Here is a 13,356-nt window from a genome sequence, read left to right as displayed (position 1 = left end):
GCGGCGGCGGGTGTCGCCGCGGTCCGTCCCTCGCCGATCGCGGACGAAGTGCGGCGGAGGACAGACGTGGATCCGGATGCGCGAGTCGAGACGCCCCCGGAGACTGCGAGGCGCGGCCGGATAGGCGAGGTCGCCGAACTCGTCCGGCGCACTGCCGCCTGGGCGGCCCACGCCGAGAGGGGGAATCCGCCCGTCAGGGCGGACTCCCCTCTTCCACGCCCTCGCCGAACGACCCGGGCGCCGTGTCACGGGGCGCCGTGTCACGGGCGCGTGTCACGGCTCGTCGGGGATGGACAGCTTCCGACGACTGTCGCGACATGTAGACGATGGACGATCGGATGTCGGCGATCGCGTCGAGCTGCGCGAGCGACAGGACGAAGTCGCGCAACTCGTCCGTCGACCCCACCGCGAGCAGGACCTGCACGTCGCTCGCCCCCGTCACGAGGAAGACCCGCAGGACCTCGGGGAGCATCGCCAGTTCGTCGCAGAAACACGACCCGCCGACCCGAGCGCTTGTGGACGGATCTTGATCTGCACGAACGCTTCGACCTGCGCCCCACCCCGAGACGATCCGCGCCCGGTAGCCACGGCGATGACGCCTCTACGCTCGAGCGCACTCACGCGCGCAGGCAGGTGGACTCGGCGATGCCAGCGGCCCGCGCCAGGGCACGGTTGCTCATCCGCCGCATCCGCAGCAGTAGGGCCACTGAACCTAACGGTCGACCGCATCAATCATAAGGCTCTTCCACGCTTCCACCGTGCATGCTGCGCATTCAGCTCGCTGTTGCGCGGTCGTATTCGTCACCGTGAACGGATGAACACCGACAGAACCACGGTACCGAGACCAACTTGCCGGCGCCTCCGGGCAGCGAGACGGAGAGCGTCGTCTCCTGCGCGATCCTCGCCTACGGCCCCTCAACCTGCGCCTGGCCGTGACCGCCCTCTCCCCGCTGCTCCGGAGCATCGGCGGCGAACTGCACTTCGGACTCGCCACGGTCTCGCTCTTCGCGATGCTGCCCCCGGCGACCTTCGCGGTGGCCGCGATGCTCGCCCTGCTGGCTCACCCGGCACGTCGGCCTCGAGGTGCTGTCGGCTGCCGCGATGATCGTACCGCCGCGGGCCAGGTGCTCCGGGCGACGACCACGAACCTCTCCGGGCTCGTCCTCCCTGACGATCCCCCTGGACGCTGGCCGGAGCCGGTGTCGCGGCAGTCACCATCCACCACTATCAGGAAGTACTTCCCCGCGTCGATCGGGCGACTGAGCAGTGGCTGCCTCGTGGCGTTCCACGTCGTCGCCCTGGTTCCGCCGCTCGTCGTGGTGGGGCCGCCGCCCGTGCGGTCGGGTGGCGGCTCGCTCCTCGGGATGGTGGGCGGTCGTCGCAGCGGTAAGCCGCCGTGCTCTGGCTCGTCGTCAGCCTGCGGTCCCGCATCGAACACGCGCGCGCTCGAGCGCGAACCGTCCGTCGCCCGGGGAGACCGCGGCGCAGCTCGGACGACATGTGTGGCGTTCGCGGAGTGTTGGAACCTCACGCTGCTGTTCGGGGCGGTGTTCGGGCGACGGCCTTCCTGCTCTTCAGCTAGCTCCCGACGCTCGTCGTGTCCGACGGGTTCAGCGCCTCCTACGGCGGCGCCATGGTCCTCTGCTGATCACGGTCAACCTCGTGGTCGCTGTCAATCGCGCGAGCCTGGTGATGCGCCTCCCGCACGCCGCCGGGCTGATCGGCGTCAGCGTCGAAGCTGTCGGCAACGGGTTGGATCTGTTTCGCCCTCGTCCCCCGGACCGCGAGCCGCCTCTCTGGATCGTCGTCCTCGGGCAGGATCGAGCCTGGTCGTCGTCGTGCCGCAGACCATGATCAACACGCACGCCTCGACGCCGGAGGGCGCGGCCATTACGTCCGCGTTCGTGCAGGGGGTCGTTGCGATCATCGCCGTCATCGCCCCCTTGGCTTCGAGCTGCTGCACGAGGCCCGACGGCGGGTGGACCGCTTCGCAGATGCTCATCGCCGTGTCCCTGGCGGTCGTCGCGGCGACCGCCGTCCGGGAACGCCGCCACCGGACGCTGGAGGAAGAGGTCGCAGCCTTCGTATCGGACGTCCGTCAGTGACGAGCATAACCCGAGAACCGCGCGGCAAGCGAGCGCCGCCCGTCTCCGGGGAGAGAGGCGAGGTGTTCGGCTTATTCTGCGGATGCCAATGAGGATACGCTGATCTGCGGATCCCAGTCCAAACAGGCGTTCCACGGGTATCGGGATTCTGTTCCACGACGCTAGCAGGCAGTTGCCGGATTCTGGCCCGGACGCGCAGCCACGCGGAACCGGCGCTCGCTTCCATGCCTTCGCTAGCAGTGGGGAAGACCAGTTTTAGCCCAGCGGCAACCGAACTCCGCGCGCGATCAGTGATGGACTGCCGCATGGCTCGCAGGGCATCTGGGTTTGGACCGTCCCTTGCACCAGCTCGGTGCCACATCGAGGTGAGGGTTGGTCGCCCGGCTCCGCGTCCGAGCGATGTTCGAGCGCGCCGAGCGCGGCGGCCAACACCAACTCCTCGGGCCTGCAGGCCGTTGTATCTTCGAGACCTCATCGACACGGTTGACGGTCACCCCTTCCACCGATCGACCAAAGCGGCTACATGTCGTCGACACCAGCAGTTGGAGGGATGATGCTCAGCACCGACGAGCCCTTCGATGAGAACGGCCAGACCCTAACCCGGTCATCGCCGCGATTCTCCCTACCTTTCCCCGGCACGCTGGACCTTGAGTACGCGGAACCAACCGTCACGGCTTGGAAAACCACGGCATGCGATGGCAGGAGCACTTCGGCTCATATGCTCATTTGGCCGACCTCGCGATGCTCGTCTCATAGCAGGAGCGTTGCCGCGCGGACGCGGTGCCGAGATTCATGGACGTGCCGCGAGCATGGGCGAGCAGCTCGCCGTCGCGGCGACCGCAGCAGCCGATGCGCAACGTTGGAGCGAGCACGAGCAGCCCGGGAGCACGGCAGAGCTTGGCTGTCCGTGCCTTAGTGCGACCTCAGCGTTCACAACGCGCTCTCCACCAGCCACGGGCTGATAACCATCTCTGCGCGTGTGATCAATCTGCAAGGACCCACCGGATGGGGAGCCGAAGGAGCCCGGTAAGAACGCGCCTGAGAGGCACCCACCTTCCTCCATCTGCCCGCGCCCCTTGGATCCTTGACCAAGGACAACGCTCGTGATCTACCGTCGAGACGCGGGTACTACGAGCGCTTCCCGCCCTCATCGAGCTGGCCGAGGTCGTGAATAGACTGGTCGACGACTCACATGGCGGAGCGCATCCCTGAGCGCAACGAGGACTTTCACGGGCTGGCGGGCGGCGAGGCGCTGACGGCGGAGTTCCGCGCGAGAACCCGTGGACAATCGATGCAACGAGCGCCTCGATCGGCATCGACGGGCACGTCATGGGGCATCAACCACCAGACCCCGCACGGGTAGTCCAGGAGACGCAAGCGATCATCACCTGCAGTGACGGAGCGACTCGACGCCTGGCACGACGCACTCCCAGCGGCGTTGAACGCGCTCGACCTTCCGGTCGTCGACTGGTGATCACAGCAAAGTCCTGTCTCAGGTCGTGGGAGCGTCGCGCCGCATCCGAGCGACCGCGCCACCGCACCCGCAGGCACAACCCCAACTCCTATGGAGACCCGCGGCCTCAACGACCGCGCCGCCACGGTCGGCTAAGCCGTGTTCGCAAAGATCACGTGCGCGGCCTCACGGCTCCCCGCGGCGAACGCCGGCCGCCTAGTTCCCACGGCACAAATCATCGGCGAGAACACATCGCTACGCTAACCACCAATCAGGTGGGGAGACGATGGGCATCATCCCCGCCGCAACCTGCTTCAACGCGCAGCTGCGTCACTCCACTCCGTCTCTTTAAACCACCGCATCGAGCGTTGCCGCATCGCCCGGTTCGGTTGCCAGGCGCATCGGAAGCAGTGAAGAAGCCTGCTTTCTCAAAGGCTTGCTGGCTGCTTGGTACCACTTCGGCCCAACTGACCACAACCCCATGGCGCGCCCGCGACAACATGACTGAGAGCACGCGCGCCTCTTCAGACTTTTCAGCCACCGTAGTGCACCCTGAAATCGGGAAGGACACCTTCTTCCAGCCCCACGACGAACACCCAGTCAAACTGTTGCCCTTTCCCGACATGCCCTGTCAAAAGGTGCACTCCCGGTGCCGTTATCAGAGTAGTCGAGTCGCCGACGCGAATACGCGCCTTGATCTGTGCGGCCGACAACCCCTCTCGCAACAAGTCCTCGCACCATTGCAAGGCATCGACCAGGTTCTCGCGAACGGAGGGCTCGAGGACCGCAGCGAACCCGGCTGCCTCCAGCAGGAAATCCTGCTTTGACTGGGCCATGTCGTACCGTCGAACGAAACGTGACAGCATCGCACGCATAAGTCGAGCGGTCTCGGTATCTACCACACCGTCGTCCCATCGGAAGAACGGGAACTTCTTGCGGCCGAAAGTGCCCCTCGACAAACCGACGCCTGTTCACCGTACGCGATAGGATTCCAATTCGTTGCTGCGGCGCTCGCGAGATGATGGCGCGAAACAACCTTGGAAACCCACCCAGCTTCTTGTATCAGCCGACTCGTGTGTTTCACAGAGGACGCCAAACCACCCCCAGGCCAAGAGGCCGGGTCTGGCCGCTCTCGCAGCTTGACCCCGCCGGTCTGAACGGACAAGGCGTTCACCATGGCGAGGACAGCCGGAGAAGATCTATGAGATTCAGAGAACTCGATGACCTTCCCGCACTCGGCACGGATGGCCTCGTCGACCTCCTTTGGCTTTGCGCCAGCGAAGCCATAGATCCCCTGAGCGAGGTCACCGGCGAACGTCGTGCGCCGAAACCCAATGCGGTTCACGATACGAAGTTGCTGAAGTGTCAAATCTTGGAACTCGTCAACAATAACGCACCCGAAATGAGCCCGATACAAATCCGCGACGGAATCATTCGCAAGGATCAGCTCCGCGACTCTCGGAAGATCGTCGTACGTGAGACGACCCTCCGCAACCCGCTTGCGCTCGATCTCGAGGGCAGATTCCCTGCCCGGCGCCGTGAGATAAGCGTCGACCTCGGTATCCGTCCGAAACTGTTGCTTAGCTTCGCGCAGAGCGACCTGTACCGCAGCAGTGGTACTAAAGTCGAATCCCAACGCTCGGCACTGCGCGCCAACCCAGTCGCCGGTAGGCAACATCAGGTCAGGTTCAAGACCGATCACGTTCGCATGAGCGCGAAAAATCCGCGCGGCCAGCCCATGAAAGTTGGTTATTGAGATTCGATCGCGCAGGACAGAGCCCTTGAGATACTCTTCCAAGCGTTCACGGATGTTATCACGGGCACGGTTCGAAAAGGTCACGACAAGGACCTTCTCGTGGGGCAACACCGTCCCACGTGCAAGCAGTCCTTGGATACGAAGCGCGAGCGCCTCGGTCTTGCCGCAACCGGCGGGTGCGACAACAAGAAGATCAAGTGCTTCTTCGTCGCGAATTTCGAGCCGGGAGCTTGTCGGCTTGATCATTCAGCTAAACAATCTCGTGCAGTAGCGCCTCGACGCTCTTCAACGAAGAGGCGTTGTCTTTTGTCAGGATTGGTAGAACGGAAAGTGCAGCCCGAACCTTCCTCTTGTTCACCCGACAGAAACCTGCAACGTCGCCCTGCAGAAATTCTCCAGAAACGCCGGAAGGGGAACAGTTCGCCAACTCGTTCTTTGAAAAGAGCTTCCCCGCCACGAGGGCGTCGAATACCGCCTTCGGCCCAAGAGCCGTCACGTATTCGTCCTCAAGGTCGCGAATTGAAGTGAAGACGTGGTGGGCTGGAAGACTCTCAACCTCTACTCCAAGCGCTTCCGCCACCTTCACCTCAGCATCTTCGTCTATCAGCCAGAAGACCTCGAGGGCAAAGCCCGTGGATCCGAACAGTTTGATGATGGGCAGAATCTCCGATGCACCATCGGTCTCAATCACTGAGACCCCGAGCCGATCCAGGTTCCGATTCGTGAGATCAGCAACACGCTCAAGAACAATGCGATCCGAAAGCCCCTCTACCGTGACAACCTTCGACGCAGTGAGGGGCTCAAGCTTGTCCCGCACCCACCACTTGACGAAAGTACGCTCATCAGCCTCTAGAAATCCTTCGGTCGGCTGGACGATTTGCCCCCCTGGCCGCACAACAACGATGTTGTCGGCATCAAATGCACCAACTATATCTGACGAATGAGTTGCGAGGACTTTCTGGTTATCACTGGTTCGGAGGAGCCGCGCAAGGCTTCTCTGCGAAGTCGGATGAAGGTGAATTTCTGGTTCATCTATTCCAACCACGTTGGCGCCAGCGCTCATCAAATCATACAACGCAATAGCATATAGGGCCCGGGTTCCGTCAGATTGCTCTGACAGCTCATGCTCAACCCCACCTTTGCTAACGCGCAAGCGGACGTCGCTGAGTACGTCATTGTCCGCCGCCGCTCCGCTCACGAAGGACAAGTCCCTTTTTTCTCACTTTCTCTGGCAGAGCTTTCGACAGCTGGCCAGCGAGCTGCTTCCGGAGGTCTCCGAGCGTTTCGGACGCGTTCAGGGCATTCTGGAAGCTCGTCGATATGGAGTCGAAGCCGGTTTGCTCATCACCAAGTTGAACGGCGCGCAGAAGGTCATCAAGTGCCGTCCGGCGTCCGTCCCGCAGGTCCCGGCTCTGCGCCGTGGCGCTCAGGAACTTCCAACCCAAGCCAGCAATCTGATCGCGGGAGAGCTGGCGCCCCGTCCCCGCGTGAGGCCCGGTTCTAGCAATACTGAGCGATTCACTCTCGTCCACCGTCGCCGCAAGCTGAATTGTAAGAGAACGCTGCGCGGATACTGGATCCACGAAGATCTCATCTGCAAACAAGGCCTTCTCATCCGGACGGAAATCGACAAGTTCCACTTCGAACCTGAGCTCCTGCGTTGGGTCCCGGAAGTCCGCTGCACTCAAGCTCGAGTACAGCTGTGCGGTGCTGGCACCAAGCACGAGGTCGACGGCGCGAAGGAGGGAGGATTTGCCCACATCATTCGCGCCTACCAACACGAGATGCTGGCGTACCGCAATCTCAACGTCTTTCCAGCCGCCGGTAGTTCTCGACTTTGATCCTCGTCAGCTTCATGCGTCCTCCAATGTCTCTTGCGACAAATCTCGGGCCAGTCGCAGTACGCAGGTCTCACGAGCAGCCCTACGGCGATAAGCCGGTAGAAGAACCCTCGGCGTCTCAGGGCACGCTATTGACTCTTAGCTCAGGGTAGCGCGTGGACCGCAGCTCGACAAAGTGAATCAGAAAGAAATCTTCCCGTATTCCGGAAGTTCGTCTCGGTTTCGCCGGTGTTGCCACCCGAAGGAGGGGCGGCAGGCAACCACGAGTCGCCTCGCTCCAACCTGCGACGTCGGCTCAGCCAAGCCCGGTCCTGGCGAAGCAGCTCCGGTCGGGTCAGGTGATACGCCAGACGGCTGTAGCCCACCGGTTCTTGCCAACGACACTCTCGCCCAGGAGCGTCGTCTTCACGCTCTCGGGCACCCACCGCTTGCCATTCGTCCTCGGGAGCTTGGATCATACTGAGTCGCCCCCTAGAAACTTCCCGTTCTCGTCGATCGAGCGGAACGAGCTGCCTCCAGAATCCTCCCCCATCATCGAAACTAACCGGAGGGGCTTCAGATAACGTCTTGATCCCAGGGCACGAGCCTGCGAGGCGACATCGATCTGCTGGACGAGTTTCGACCTCCTGCTGACGCCCACAGATGACAAGTATGCAGTCGGTTTCACCTTCGGCCATCGCTACCAGCTTCAACCGATAAATGTCCGCCAAGATTGTCCGCCACGTTGAATGCGCGGAAGTGGTCCATTTGACTTCGATCGCGAGCGAGCCCCTTGGCACTGCTTCGTCGGTCGGATAGAAGAGATCCAGTTCCTCGACGTCGTCCACGTTTGACCTTGCCCTTCTCCGCGTCCGGGGCATCCTGGAGGGCAGGGTGCGCATAGCTCGCCTGGACCCAGTGGTCAGCCGAGCTGAGGTTCGAAATGACTACCTCGTTGATGATTGCATGTACGTGGTACTCGTTGAAGCCCCCTTCGCGCATGCAAGCTTGGTCGAAGGTCAGCTTCGCTGGCAGGGCGTGGGCGATAAGGCGGCCCAGGTCCTTCTTGATTGAAACCTGCCTCAAGTCATCCATGGCAGCAATCTAGCGAGGAAGCCTCGACTCTACAACGCTAGGGCCGACGCGGTATTCCACCCTCGTAACCGTAATTCCTCACCCGGTAACGGGAGGCGGCGATCCGGTCGGACCGGAGCGCGTCGCCGATAACGCTCATTCTGTCCGGGCCACGGGCGCCTGCAAGCGGCCCCGGCGACGCCAATGCTCCTGGTCGTGCGCGCGATACAGGCACGACCGTTTGAGCGATGGGCCAGCCCCGGGACCACGACTACCTGCCCGATGAAGACCTTCAACTGGCGTCCGTTGCTCAGACCCCATCCCGGTCGTCTCTCGGGAGCTCAACCCGGTCCGAACCGAAGTCAGCGGACGCAGACAGCTTCCCATTCAGTGGCTTCGGCAATCTGTTCCTGCGAGTACGCGATCGCCATGCGCGCCGCCCCGGCGCCGATGACGAGGTGGGACGGCAGCCGGTCCCGTCCCACGGTGCGCACGAGGATCTCGGCGGCCCTGTCCGGGTCTCCCGCCGCCGGCGCTCCGCGGAGACGCTCCGCGAAGGTACCCACCGTGGCGCTGTACTCCTCCGGGATCCCGTGAACGTCCATCGACGCGCCCGCCCAGTCGGTGGCGAATCCGCCCGGCTCGACGACGAGATACCGGATCCCGAACGGCGCCGTCTCGGTGGCGAGCACGCGCGTCAGCCCATCGATGCCGAACTTCGCCGCCTGGTACGAGCCGAGGCCGGGGGGTCCCACCGACTCGTCCTCCGACCGACGAGAACTGAACGACGGTGCCCCTGCCTCTGCTGTCGCAGGATCGGTACGGCTGCCTTCGAGACGTTGTAGACGCCCCAGAAGTTCGTCTCGAACTGCTGCCGGAAGTCGTCTTCCGACGCGGTCTCGACGGGTGCGAGGTTGGCGTACCCGGCATTGTTGACGACGACGTCCACCGAGCCGAACGCTTCGCGTGTGGCGTGAAGTGCGTTGACGGCAGCCGCCGCGTCGGTGACGTCGAGTGCGAGCGGGAGCACCTGCGACCCGAACTCCTCGACGACGTCCGACAGCTGCTGCGGCTTCCGGGCGGTGGCCGCGACCCGGTCTCCGGAGCGCAGCGCAGCGAGGGTGAGCGAGCGGCCGAAGCCGCGGGACGAGCCGGTGATGAACCATGTGCGGGACACGCGCGCTCCTCTGGGGGGGGGGTCGGACTGTCGGACGACCTCAGACGTTACGGGCCGGCCGACGGCACAGCGTGCCCCGGGCGGGGACACGCTCGCTCCGGATCGATCCACGAACGTGAGTGCATCGACTCCAGGAGGTCTCAGTGCCGCGTCACGTTCTCGTTCACCCAGTCGCGCAGGTGCGCCAGTGGCGCCGCTGCCCCCTCGCCGAGCGGCGTCAGCGCGTACTCGACCCGGGGTGGCACCTCAGCGAAGACGGTCCGGCTCACGAGCCCGGCATCCTCCATCCGCTTCAACGACGCGGAGAGCACCTTCGGGCTGACGCCCTGCAGTTGGCGTCGCAGCTCACCAAACCGCTGCGGGCCGTCCTCGAGCACACCGATGGCGAGCGCCGTCCACTTGTTCGCGAGCAGGTCGAGCATCTCCCGGCACGGGCAGGCAGCGACGTAGACGTCGTTCCGGTCGCAGGTGTCCAGCACGTGGGCGGCTTCGATGGGACGGCTCATCGAGGTGGTCACAGCAGACCAGCTGCGGCCACGTCGAGCAGCAACCGCTTGGTTCCCGTTGGGTACGGCTTCCGAACTGGGCTTTCTCGGTTACCCGACGGTAACCAGGGGTCCTTGCGGGTAACTACCGGACTGGGTGCACGGTACTGACATGACCACGACGAACGAGGTCCGAGCGATCGGACAGACAGCCGCTCTCCGGTCACCAGCGCCCGCAGCCTGGTGCCGACGACGATCCGGAACCGCTTCCCGGCCCCCACGACCTGCTCGTCGAGGTCCGTGCGGTCTCGGTCAACCCCGTCGACGTGAAGCTCCGCGGCGGCTCGGAACCGGACGGCGGTGTCCGGGTGCTCGGCTTCGACGCCTCCGGCACGGTGCGCGCGGTCGGTGACGCCGTCACGCTCTTCGCCCCGGGCGACGAGGTGTTCACGCCGGTGCCATCGACCGGCCCGGCAGGCAACGCAGAACTCCAGCTCGTCGACGAGCGGATCGTCGGACGGAAGCCGTCGACGATGTCCCACTCCGAGGCCGCCGCGCCCCGCTCACCGCGATCACCGCGTGGGAGAGCCTGTTCGACAAGCTCCGGATCACGCCGGATGCGACGGGCACGCTGCTCGTCGTCGGGGGCGCGGGCGGTGTCGGGTCGATCGCGATCCAGCTCGTCCGGACGCTGCTGCCCGGTGTGCGGGTGATCGCCACCGCCTCCCGGTCCGAGAGCGAGGCGTGGGTGCGCGACCTCGGTGCCCACGAGGTCGTCAACCACCACGGTGACCTCGCCGCGCAGGTCCTCGACGTCGCCCCGGACGGCATCGAGTGGATCCTCACCACCAACTCGGCCGGCCAGCTCCCCGCCTACGAGCAGGTGCTGCACCCCTTCGGCCAGATCGTCGCGATCGACGACCCCGAGCAGGTCGACGTCGTCCTGCTGAAGCCCAAGGCGATCACGTGGCACTGGGAGTTCATGTTCGCCCGGTCCCTCCACGGGGCCGCTGACCTGGCCGAACAGCACCGGATCCTCGACGAGGTCGCCGACCTCGTCGACATGGGACGGATCCGGAGCACGGCCACGACCGTACTCCGCCCGATCACCGCGGAGACCCTCCGAGAGGCCCACCGCCTCGTCGAGAGCGGCCGTGTCATCGGCAAGGTCGTCGTCACCGACGAACCGGCCGCCTGAGGCGCCGAGCCACCAAGACCACCACCACCACCACCACAGAAGGAGACAACCATGTCCATCACCCTCACCCAGGCGCAGCGCATCATTGCCGCGGCGGACGCCAAGGCCGCAGACTCGGCGTGCCGTCGTCCATCACCGTCCTCGACGACGGTGCCCGGATGGTCGCCTCGGTCCGCCAGGACGGCGCCCCGCTCGTGTCGATCGACTCCAGCTTCGCGAAGGCACGCACCTCGGTGTACTTCGGGGGCGCGGCCACCGGCGACCTCGCGGCAACATCCAGCCCGGCGCTCCGCTGTACACGCTCGGTGCCGCGAGCAACGAACCGCTCGCCTTCCTCGCCGGCGGCCTCCTGATCACCGACGAGTCCGGTGCGTCATCGGCGCCGTCGGCTCCGGCGGCGGCACGCCGGACCAGGACGCCGTCATCGCGCAGGCCGGCATCGACGCGGCGCGCTGATGAGCACGGGACTCGCGGGCAGGACCGTCCTGGTCGTGGGCGCGGGATCCGGCATCGGGACGGCGGTCGCATCCGCGGCCGCCGTCGCCGGCGCCCGGGTCGTCGCCGCCAGTCGTCGGCAGGACACCGGCGAGCAGGTAGCCGAGATCGTCGGGCACGGCGCGTCCGCCATCCGACTCGACCTCGGGGACGAGGACAGCATCCGCGCCGCTGCAGCGACGCTCGGGTCCGTCGACCACGTGGTGACCGTCGCCGCCGACCACGCGAACGGACCGGTCACCGCACTCGAACAGACCGACGTCGAGGACGCCTTCCGCGCCAAGGTCGTCGGCCTGCTGGTGCTGGCGAAGCACTTCGCCCCGATCATGCCGCCCACCGGCGCGATCGTGCTGTTCTCCGGGTACGTGTCAGCCCGACCGCAGCCCGGACCTCGCGGTGATGGCGACGACCAACGGAGGCTGTGGACGCGCTCGTCCCGGCACTGGCCGTGGACCTCGCACCGATCCGCGTCGTCGGGATCTCCCCCGGTGTCGTCGACTCCGGCTCGTGGGACGGCATGGACGACAAGGCAGCGTTCTTCGCGCATGTCGCCGGCTCCAATCCGGCCCGTCGCGTGGGGACCCCCGAAGACATCGCCGACGCGGTCATCTTCGGCCTCACCAATCCGTTCCTGACCGCGACCACCGTCCACCTCGACGGTGGTCAGCGTCTCGCCCTGAGCAGGGGAACACCATGAGCATCGTCATCATCGCGGAGATCGAACCGTCGCCGCGCGACGCACAGATCGTTCGGGAAGCGCTCCTCACCGCCGTCACGCGGGTCCGCTCCGAGGACGACGGCTGCGAGCGCTACGAGTCTGCACCGCGGCATCGCGGACCGGTGGGTTCGTCATGGTCGAGCGCTGGCGCGACCAGGCTGCGCTGGATGCGCACGCCGCCGAGCCCGCCTTCGCTGCACTCAGCGCAGCGCTCGACGGTCGGCTGGCCGTTCCGATCGCGCTCCGGCCGTTGGAGCCCGTCGAGGTCTGAGCACGACGAACGCCCCCTGCTGCGGCTCGCGCCGTGGCAGGGGGCGTCCTGCGCGTCTGCACGCTGTCAGCGCCCGTGCGCCTCCTGCAGCGCGTCGTAGCGCTCGTGCACCGGCGCGGCGAGACCGGCGCGGGCAGCGCGTGTGAGGTCGTCTGCGAGGACCTCGTGCTGCCCGGCGTCCAGCCCGTCCAGGACGGCAGTGACGACGTCCGCCGGGTCGTTCTTCGGCATGTCCCCGGGCGTCATCGGGGCGTCGGTGAACGCCAGGTAGGCGCCGAGCACCTGCTCGCCGTCCGCCGCGAGCTCCAGCCGGAGGGAGTCGGTTGTCGACCACAGGGCGGCCTTCGACGCCCTGTACCCGTTGCCGATCGCGAACCAGCTGAGCGCCGACGCGACGTTGACGACCGCACCGTGCGGGAGCGGCGGAGCGCCGGTGCGAACGCCCGCGTGACCTGCAGGGGGCCGAAGAAGTTCGTCTCCATCTGCGCACGGACGTCGTCGAGGTCACCGTCCACGAGAGAGCCGCTGCGCAGCACACCCGCGTTGTTGATCACGACCGTCACGTCCTCGGCGCTGGCGGCGGCCTCCCGTACGGATGCGGCGGCGTCGGTCACGTCGAGCCGGATCGGCACGACGCCCCCGTCGTCCACGTCCGTGGGCTCCTCGCCGCCGCGTACACGCGTGTGGCGCCACGCTCGCGCAGCTGGAGCACGAACTCCTGTCCGAGTCCGCCGTTCGCTCCGGTCACCAGGACCACTGCTCCGTCGATGTTCGTCATGTCCGTCCTTCCCGTTCGTCCTGTTC

Annotated in this window: 17 protein-coding genes and 1 pseudogene; 7 read left to right on the top strand and 11 right to left on the bottom strand. The window is 65.6% G+C overall.

What is annotated here, in order from left to right; all coding sequences use genetic code 11:
• Window positions 1–193: 193 nt before the first annotated feature.
• Window positions 194–472, bottom strand: coding sequence for an Lrp/AsnC ligand binding domain-containing protein (locus ACZ8AI_RS02790; protein WP_464856316.1), 279 nt, complete (start codon window positions 470–472; stop codon window positions 194–196).
• A 460-nt stretch (window positions 473–932) separates the two neighbouring features.
• Between ACZ8AI_RS02790 and ACZ8AI_RS02785 the strand changes: the two genes are divergently transcribed.
• Complete coding sequence (locus ACZ8AI_RS02785; RefSeq protein ID WP_464856314.1) at window positions 933–2,105, top strand: hypothetical protein; 1,173 nt, start codon at window positions 933–935, stop codon at window positions 2,103–2,105.
• A gap of 1,986 nt (window positions 2,106–4,091) precedes the next feature.
• Here the strand turns inward: ACZ8AI_RS02785 and ACZ8AI_RS02780 are convergent.
• The 7 genes from ACZ8AI_RS02780 to ACZ8AI_RS02750 all read right to left on the bottom strand — a co-directional run bounded on the left by ACZ8AI_RS02780 (window position 4,092) and on the right by ACZ8AI_RS02750 (window position 9,891).
• On the bottom strand, window positions 4,092–4,394 hold the full coding sequence (locus ACZ8AI_RS02780) for a hypothetical protein (protein ID WP_464856312.1): 303 nt from the start codon (window positions 4,392–4,394) through the stop codon (window positions 4,092–4,094).
• A gap of 59 nt (window positions 4,395–4,453) precedes the next feature.
• Window positions 4,454–5,560 (bottom strand): UvrD-helicase domain-containing protein, encoded by a 1,107-nt coding sequence (locus tag ACZ8AI_RS02775; protein ID WP_464856310.1) that lies wholly within the window; start codon window positions 5,558–5,560, stop codon window positions 4,454–4,456.
• Between the two features lie 4 nt (window positions 5,561–5,564).
• Complete coding sequence (locus tag ACZ8AI_RS02770) at window positions 5,565–6,512, bottom strand: ATP-dependent nuclease (RefSeq protein WP_464856308.1); 948 nt, start codon at window positions 6,510–6,512, stop codon at window positions 5,565–5,567.
• Entirely contained in the window at window positions 6,487–7,116 is a 630-nt protein-coding gene (locus ACZ8AI_RS02765) for an AAA family ATPase (RefSeq protein ID WP_464856398.1), read from the bottom strand. Before ACZ8AI_RS02765 ends, ACZ8AI_RS02770 begins: the two co-directional genes overlap by 26 nt.
• A gap of 1,454 nt (window positions 7,117–8,570) precedes the next feature.
• Complete coding sequence (locus tag ACZ8AI_RS02760; RefSeq protein ID WP_464856306.1) at window positions 8,571–8,963, bottom strand: SDR family NAD(P)-dependent oxidoreductase; 393 nt, start codon at window positions 8,961–8,963, stop codon at window positions 8,571–8,573.
• Entirely contained in the window at window positions 8,906–9,385 is a 480-nt protein-coding gene (locus tag ACZ8AI_RS02755; RefSeq protein ID WP_464856304.1) for an SDR family NAD(P)-dependent oxidoreductase, read from the bottom strand. Before ACZ8AI_RS02755 ends, ACZ8AI_RS02760 begins: the two co-directional genes overlap by 58 nt.
• A gap of 140 nt (window positions 9,386–9,525) precedes the next feature.
• Window positions 9,526–9,891, bottom strand: coding sequence for a winged helix-turn-helix transcriptional regulator (locus ACZ8AI_RS02750; protein WP_464856302.1), 366 nt, complete (start codon window positions 9,889–9,891; stop codon window positions 9,526–9,528).
• A 305-nt stretch (window positions 9,892–10,196) separates the two neighbouring features.
• On the opposite strand from ACZ8AI_RS02750, the gene ACZ8AI_RS02745 reads away from it, so the two are divergent.
• From ACZ8AI_RS02745 to ACZ8AI_RS02720, 6 genes and pseudogenes are all read left to right on the top strand, one after another.
• The gene (locus ACZ8AI_RS02745; protein WP_464856300.1) at window positions 10,197–10,583 is read left to right on the top strand and encodes an alcohol dehydrogenase catalytic domain-containing protein; all 387 of its coding nucleotides are present in this window, start codon (window positions 10,197–10,199) and stop codon (window positions 10,581–10,583) included.
• Window positions 10,580–11,068: a zinc-binding dehydrogenase gene (locus tag ACZ8AI_RS02740; RefSeq protein ID WP_464856298.1), complete on the top strand. Its 489-nt coding sequence runs from the start codon at window positions 10,580–10,582 to the stop codon at window positions 11,066–11,068. Before ACZ8AI_RS02745 ends, ACZ8AI_RS02740 begins: the two co-directional genes overlap by 4 nt.
• Complete coding sequence (locus tag ACZ8AI_RS02735) at window positions 11,065–11,421, top strand: heme-binding protein (RefSeq protein WP_464856396.1); 357 nt, start codon at window positions 11,065–11,067, stop codon at window positions 11,419–11,421. Before ACZ8AI_RS02740 ends, ACZ8AI_RS02735 begins: the two co-directional genes overlap by 4 nt.
• A 102-nt stretch (window positions 11,422–11,523) precedes the next feature.
• Window positions 11,524–11,886, top strand: a pseudogene (locus tag ACZ8AI_RS02730) (SDR family NAD(P)-dependent oxidoreductase); the annotation flags it as partial.
• Between the two features lie 98 nt (window positions 11,887–11,984).
• Window positions 11,985–12,260 carry an SDR family oxidoreductase gene (locus ACZ8AI_RS02725; protein WP_464856296.1) on the top strand — a complete coding sequence of 92 codons (276 nt, stop codon included), beginning with the start codon at window positions 11,985–11,987 and terminating at the stop codon, window positions 12,258–12,260.
• 103 nt (window positions 12,261–12,363) lie between these two features.
• Window positions 12,364–12,552, top strand: a complete 189-nt coding sequence (locus ACZ8AI_RS02720; protein ID WP_464856394.1) for an antibiotic biosynthesis monooxygenase — start codon at window positions 12,364–12,366, stop codon at window positions 12,550–12,552.
• A gap of 66 nt (window positions 12,553–12,618) precedes the next feature.
• Here the strand turns inward: ACZ8AI_RS02720 and ACZ8AI_RS02715 are convergent, their stop codons facing one another.
• From ACZ8AI_RS02715 to ACZ8AI_RS02705, 3 genes are read right to left on the bottom strand one after another with little or no spacing between them, the layout of a single operon-like run.
• Window positions 12,619–12,798: a hypothetical protein gene (locus tag ACZ8AI_RS02715; RefSeq protein ID WP_464856294.1), complete on the bottom strand. Its 180-nt coding sequence runs from the start codon at window positions 12,796–12,798 to the stop codon at window positions 12,619–12,621.
• The gene (locus ACZ8AI_RS02710) at window positions 12,795–13,202 is read right to left on the bottom strand and encodes an SDR family NAD(P)-dependent oxidoreductase (RefSeq protein WP_464856292.1); all 408 of its coding nucleotides are present in this window, start codon (window positions 13,200–13,202) and stop codon (window positions 12,795–12,797) included. The genes ACZ8AI_RS02715 and ACZ8AI_RS02710 overlap by 4 nt, the downstream gene beginning before the upstream one ends.
• Complete coding sequence (locus tag ACZ8AI_RS02705) at window positions 13,163–13,330, bottom strand: KR domain-containing protein (RefSeq protein WP_464856422.1); 168 nt, start codon at window positions 13,328–13,330, stop codon at window positions 13,163–13,165. The genes ACZ8AI_RS02710 and ACZ8AI_RS02705 overlap by 40 nt, the downstream gene beginning before the upstream one ends.
• Window positions 13,331–13,356: the final 26 nt, after the last annotated feature.

The organism is Curtobacterium sp. AC273 (assembly GCF_979253735.1).
Note: the sequence above shows the minus strand (reverse complement) of the source record. Positions and strands in the feature narration are given on the sequence as shown.

Bases quoted from the DNA above. Each gene is read 5' to 3' on its own strand.
- ACZ8AI_RS02790 (WP_464856316.1), bottom strand. From the start codon at position 472: ATGCTCCCCGAGGTCCTGCGGGTCTTCCTCGTGACGGGGGCGAGCGAC.
- ACZ8AI_RS02780 (WP_464856312.1), bottom strand. From the start codon at position 4,394: ATGGCCCAGTCAAAGCAGGATTTCCTGCTGGAGGCAGCCGGGTTCGCT.
- ACZ8AI_RS02775 (WP_464856310.1), bottom strand. From the start codon at position 5,560: ATGATCAAGCCGACAAGCTCCCGGCTCGAAATTCGCGACGAAGAAGCA.
- ACZ8AI_RS02750 (WP_464856302.1), bottom strand. From the start codon at position 9,891: ATGAGCCGTCCCATCGAAGCCGCCCACGTGCTGGACACCTGCGACCGG.
- ACZ8AI_RS02715 (WP_464856294.1), bottom strand. From the start codon at position 12,798: ATGACGCCCGGGGACATGCCGAAGAACGACCCGGCGGACGTCGTCACT.
- ACZ8AI_RS02705 (WP_464856422.1), bottom strand. From the start codon at position 13,330: ATGACGAACATCGACGGAGCAGTGGTCCTGGTGACCGGAGCGAACGGC.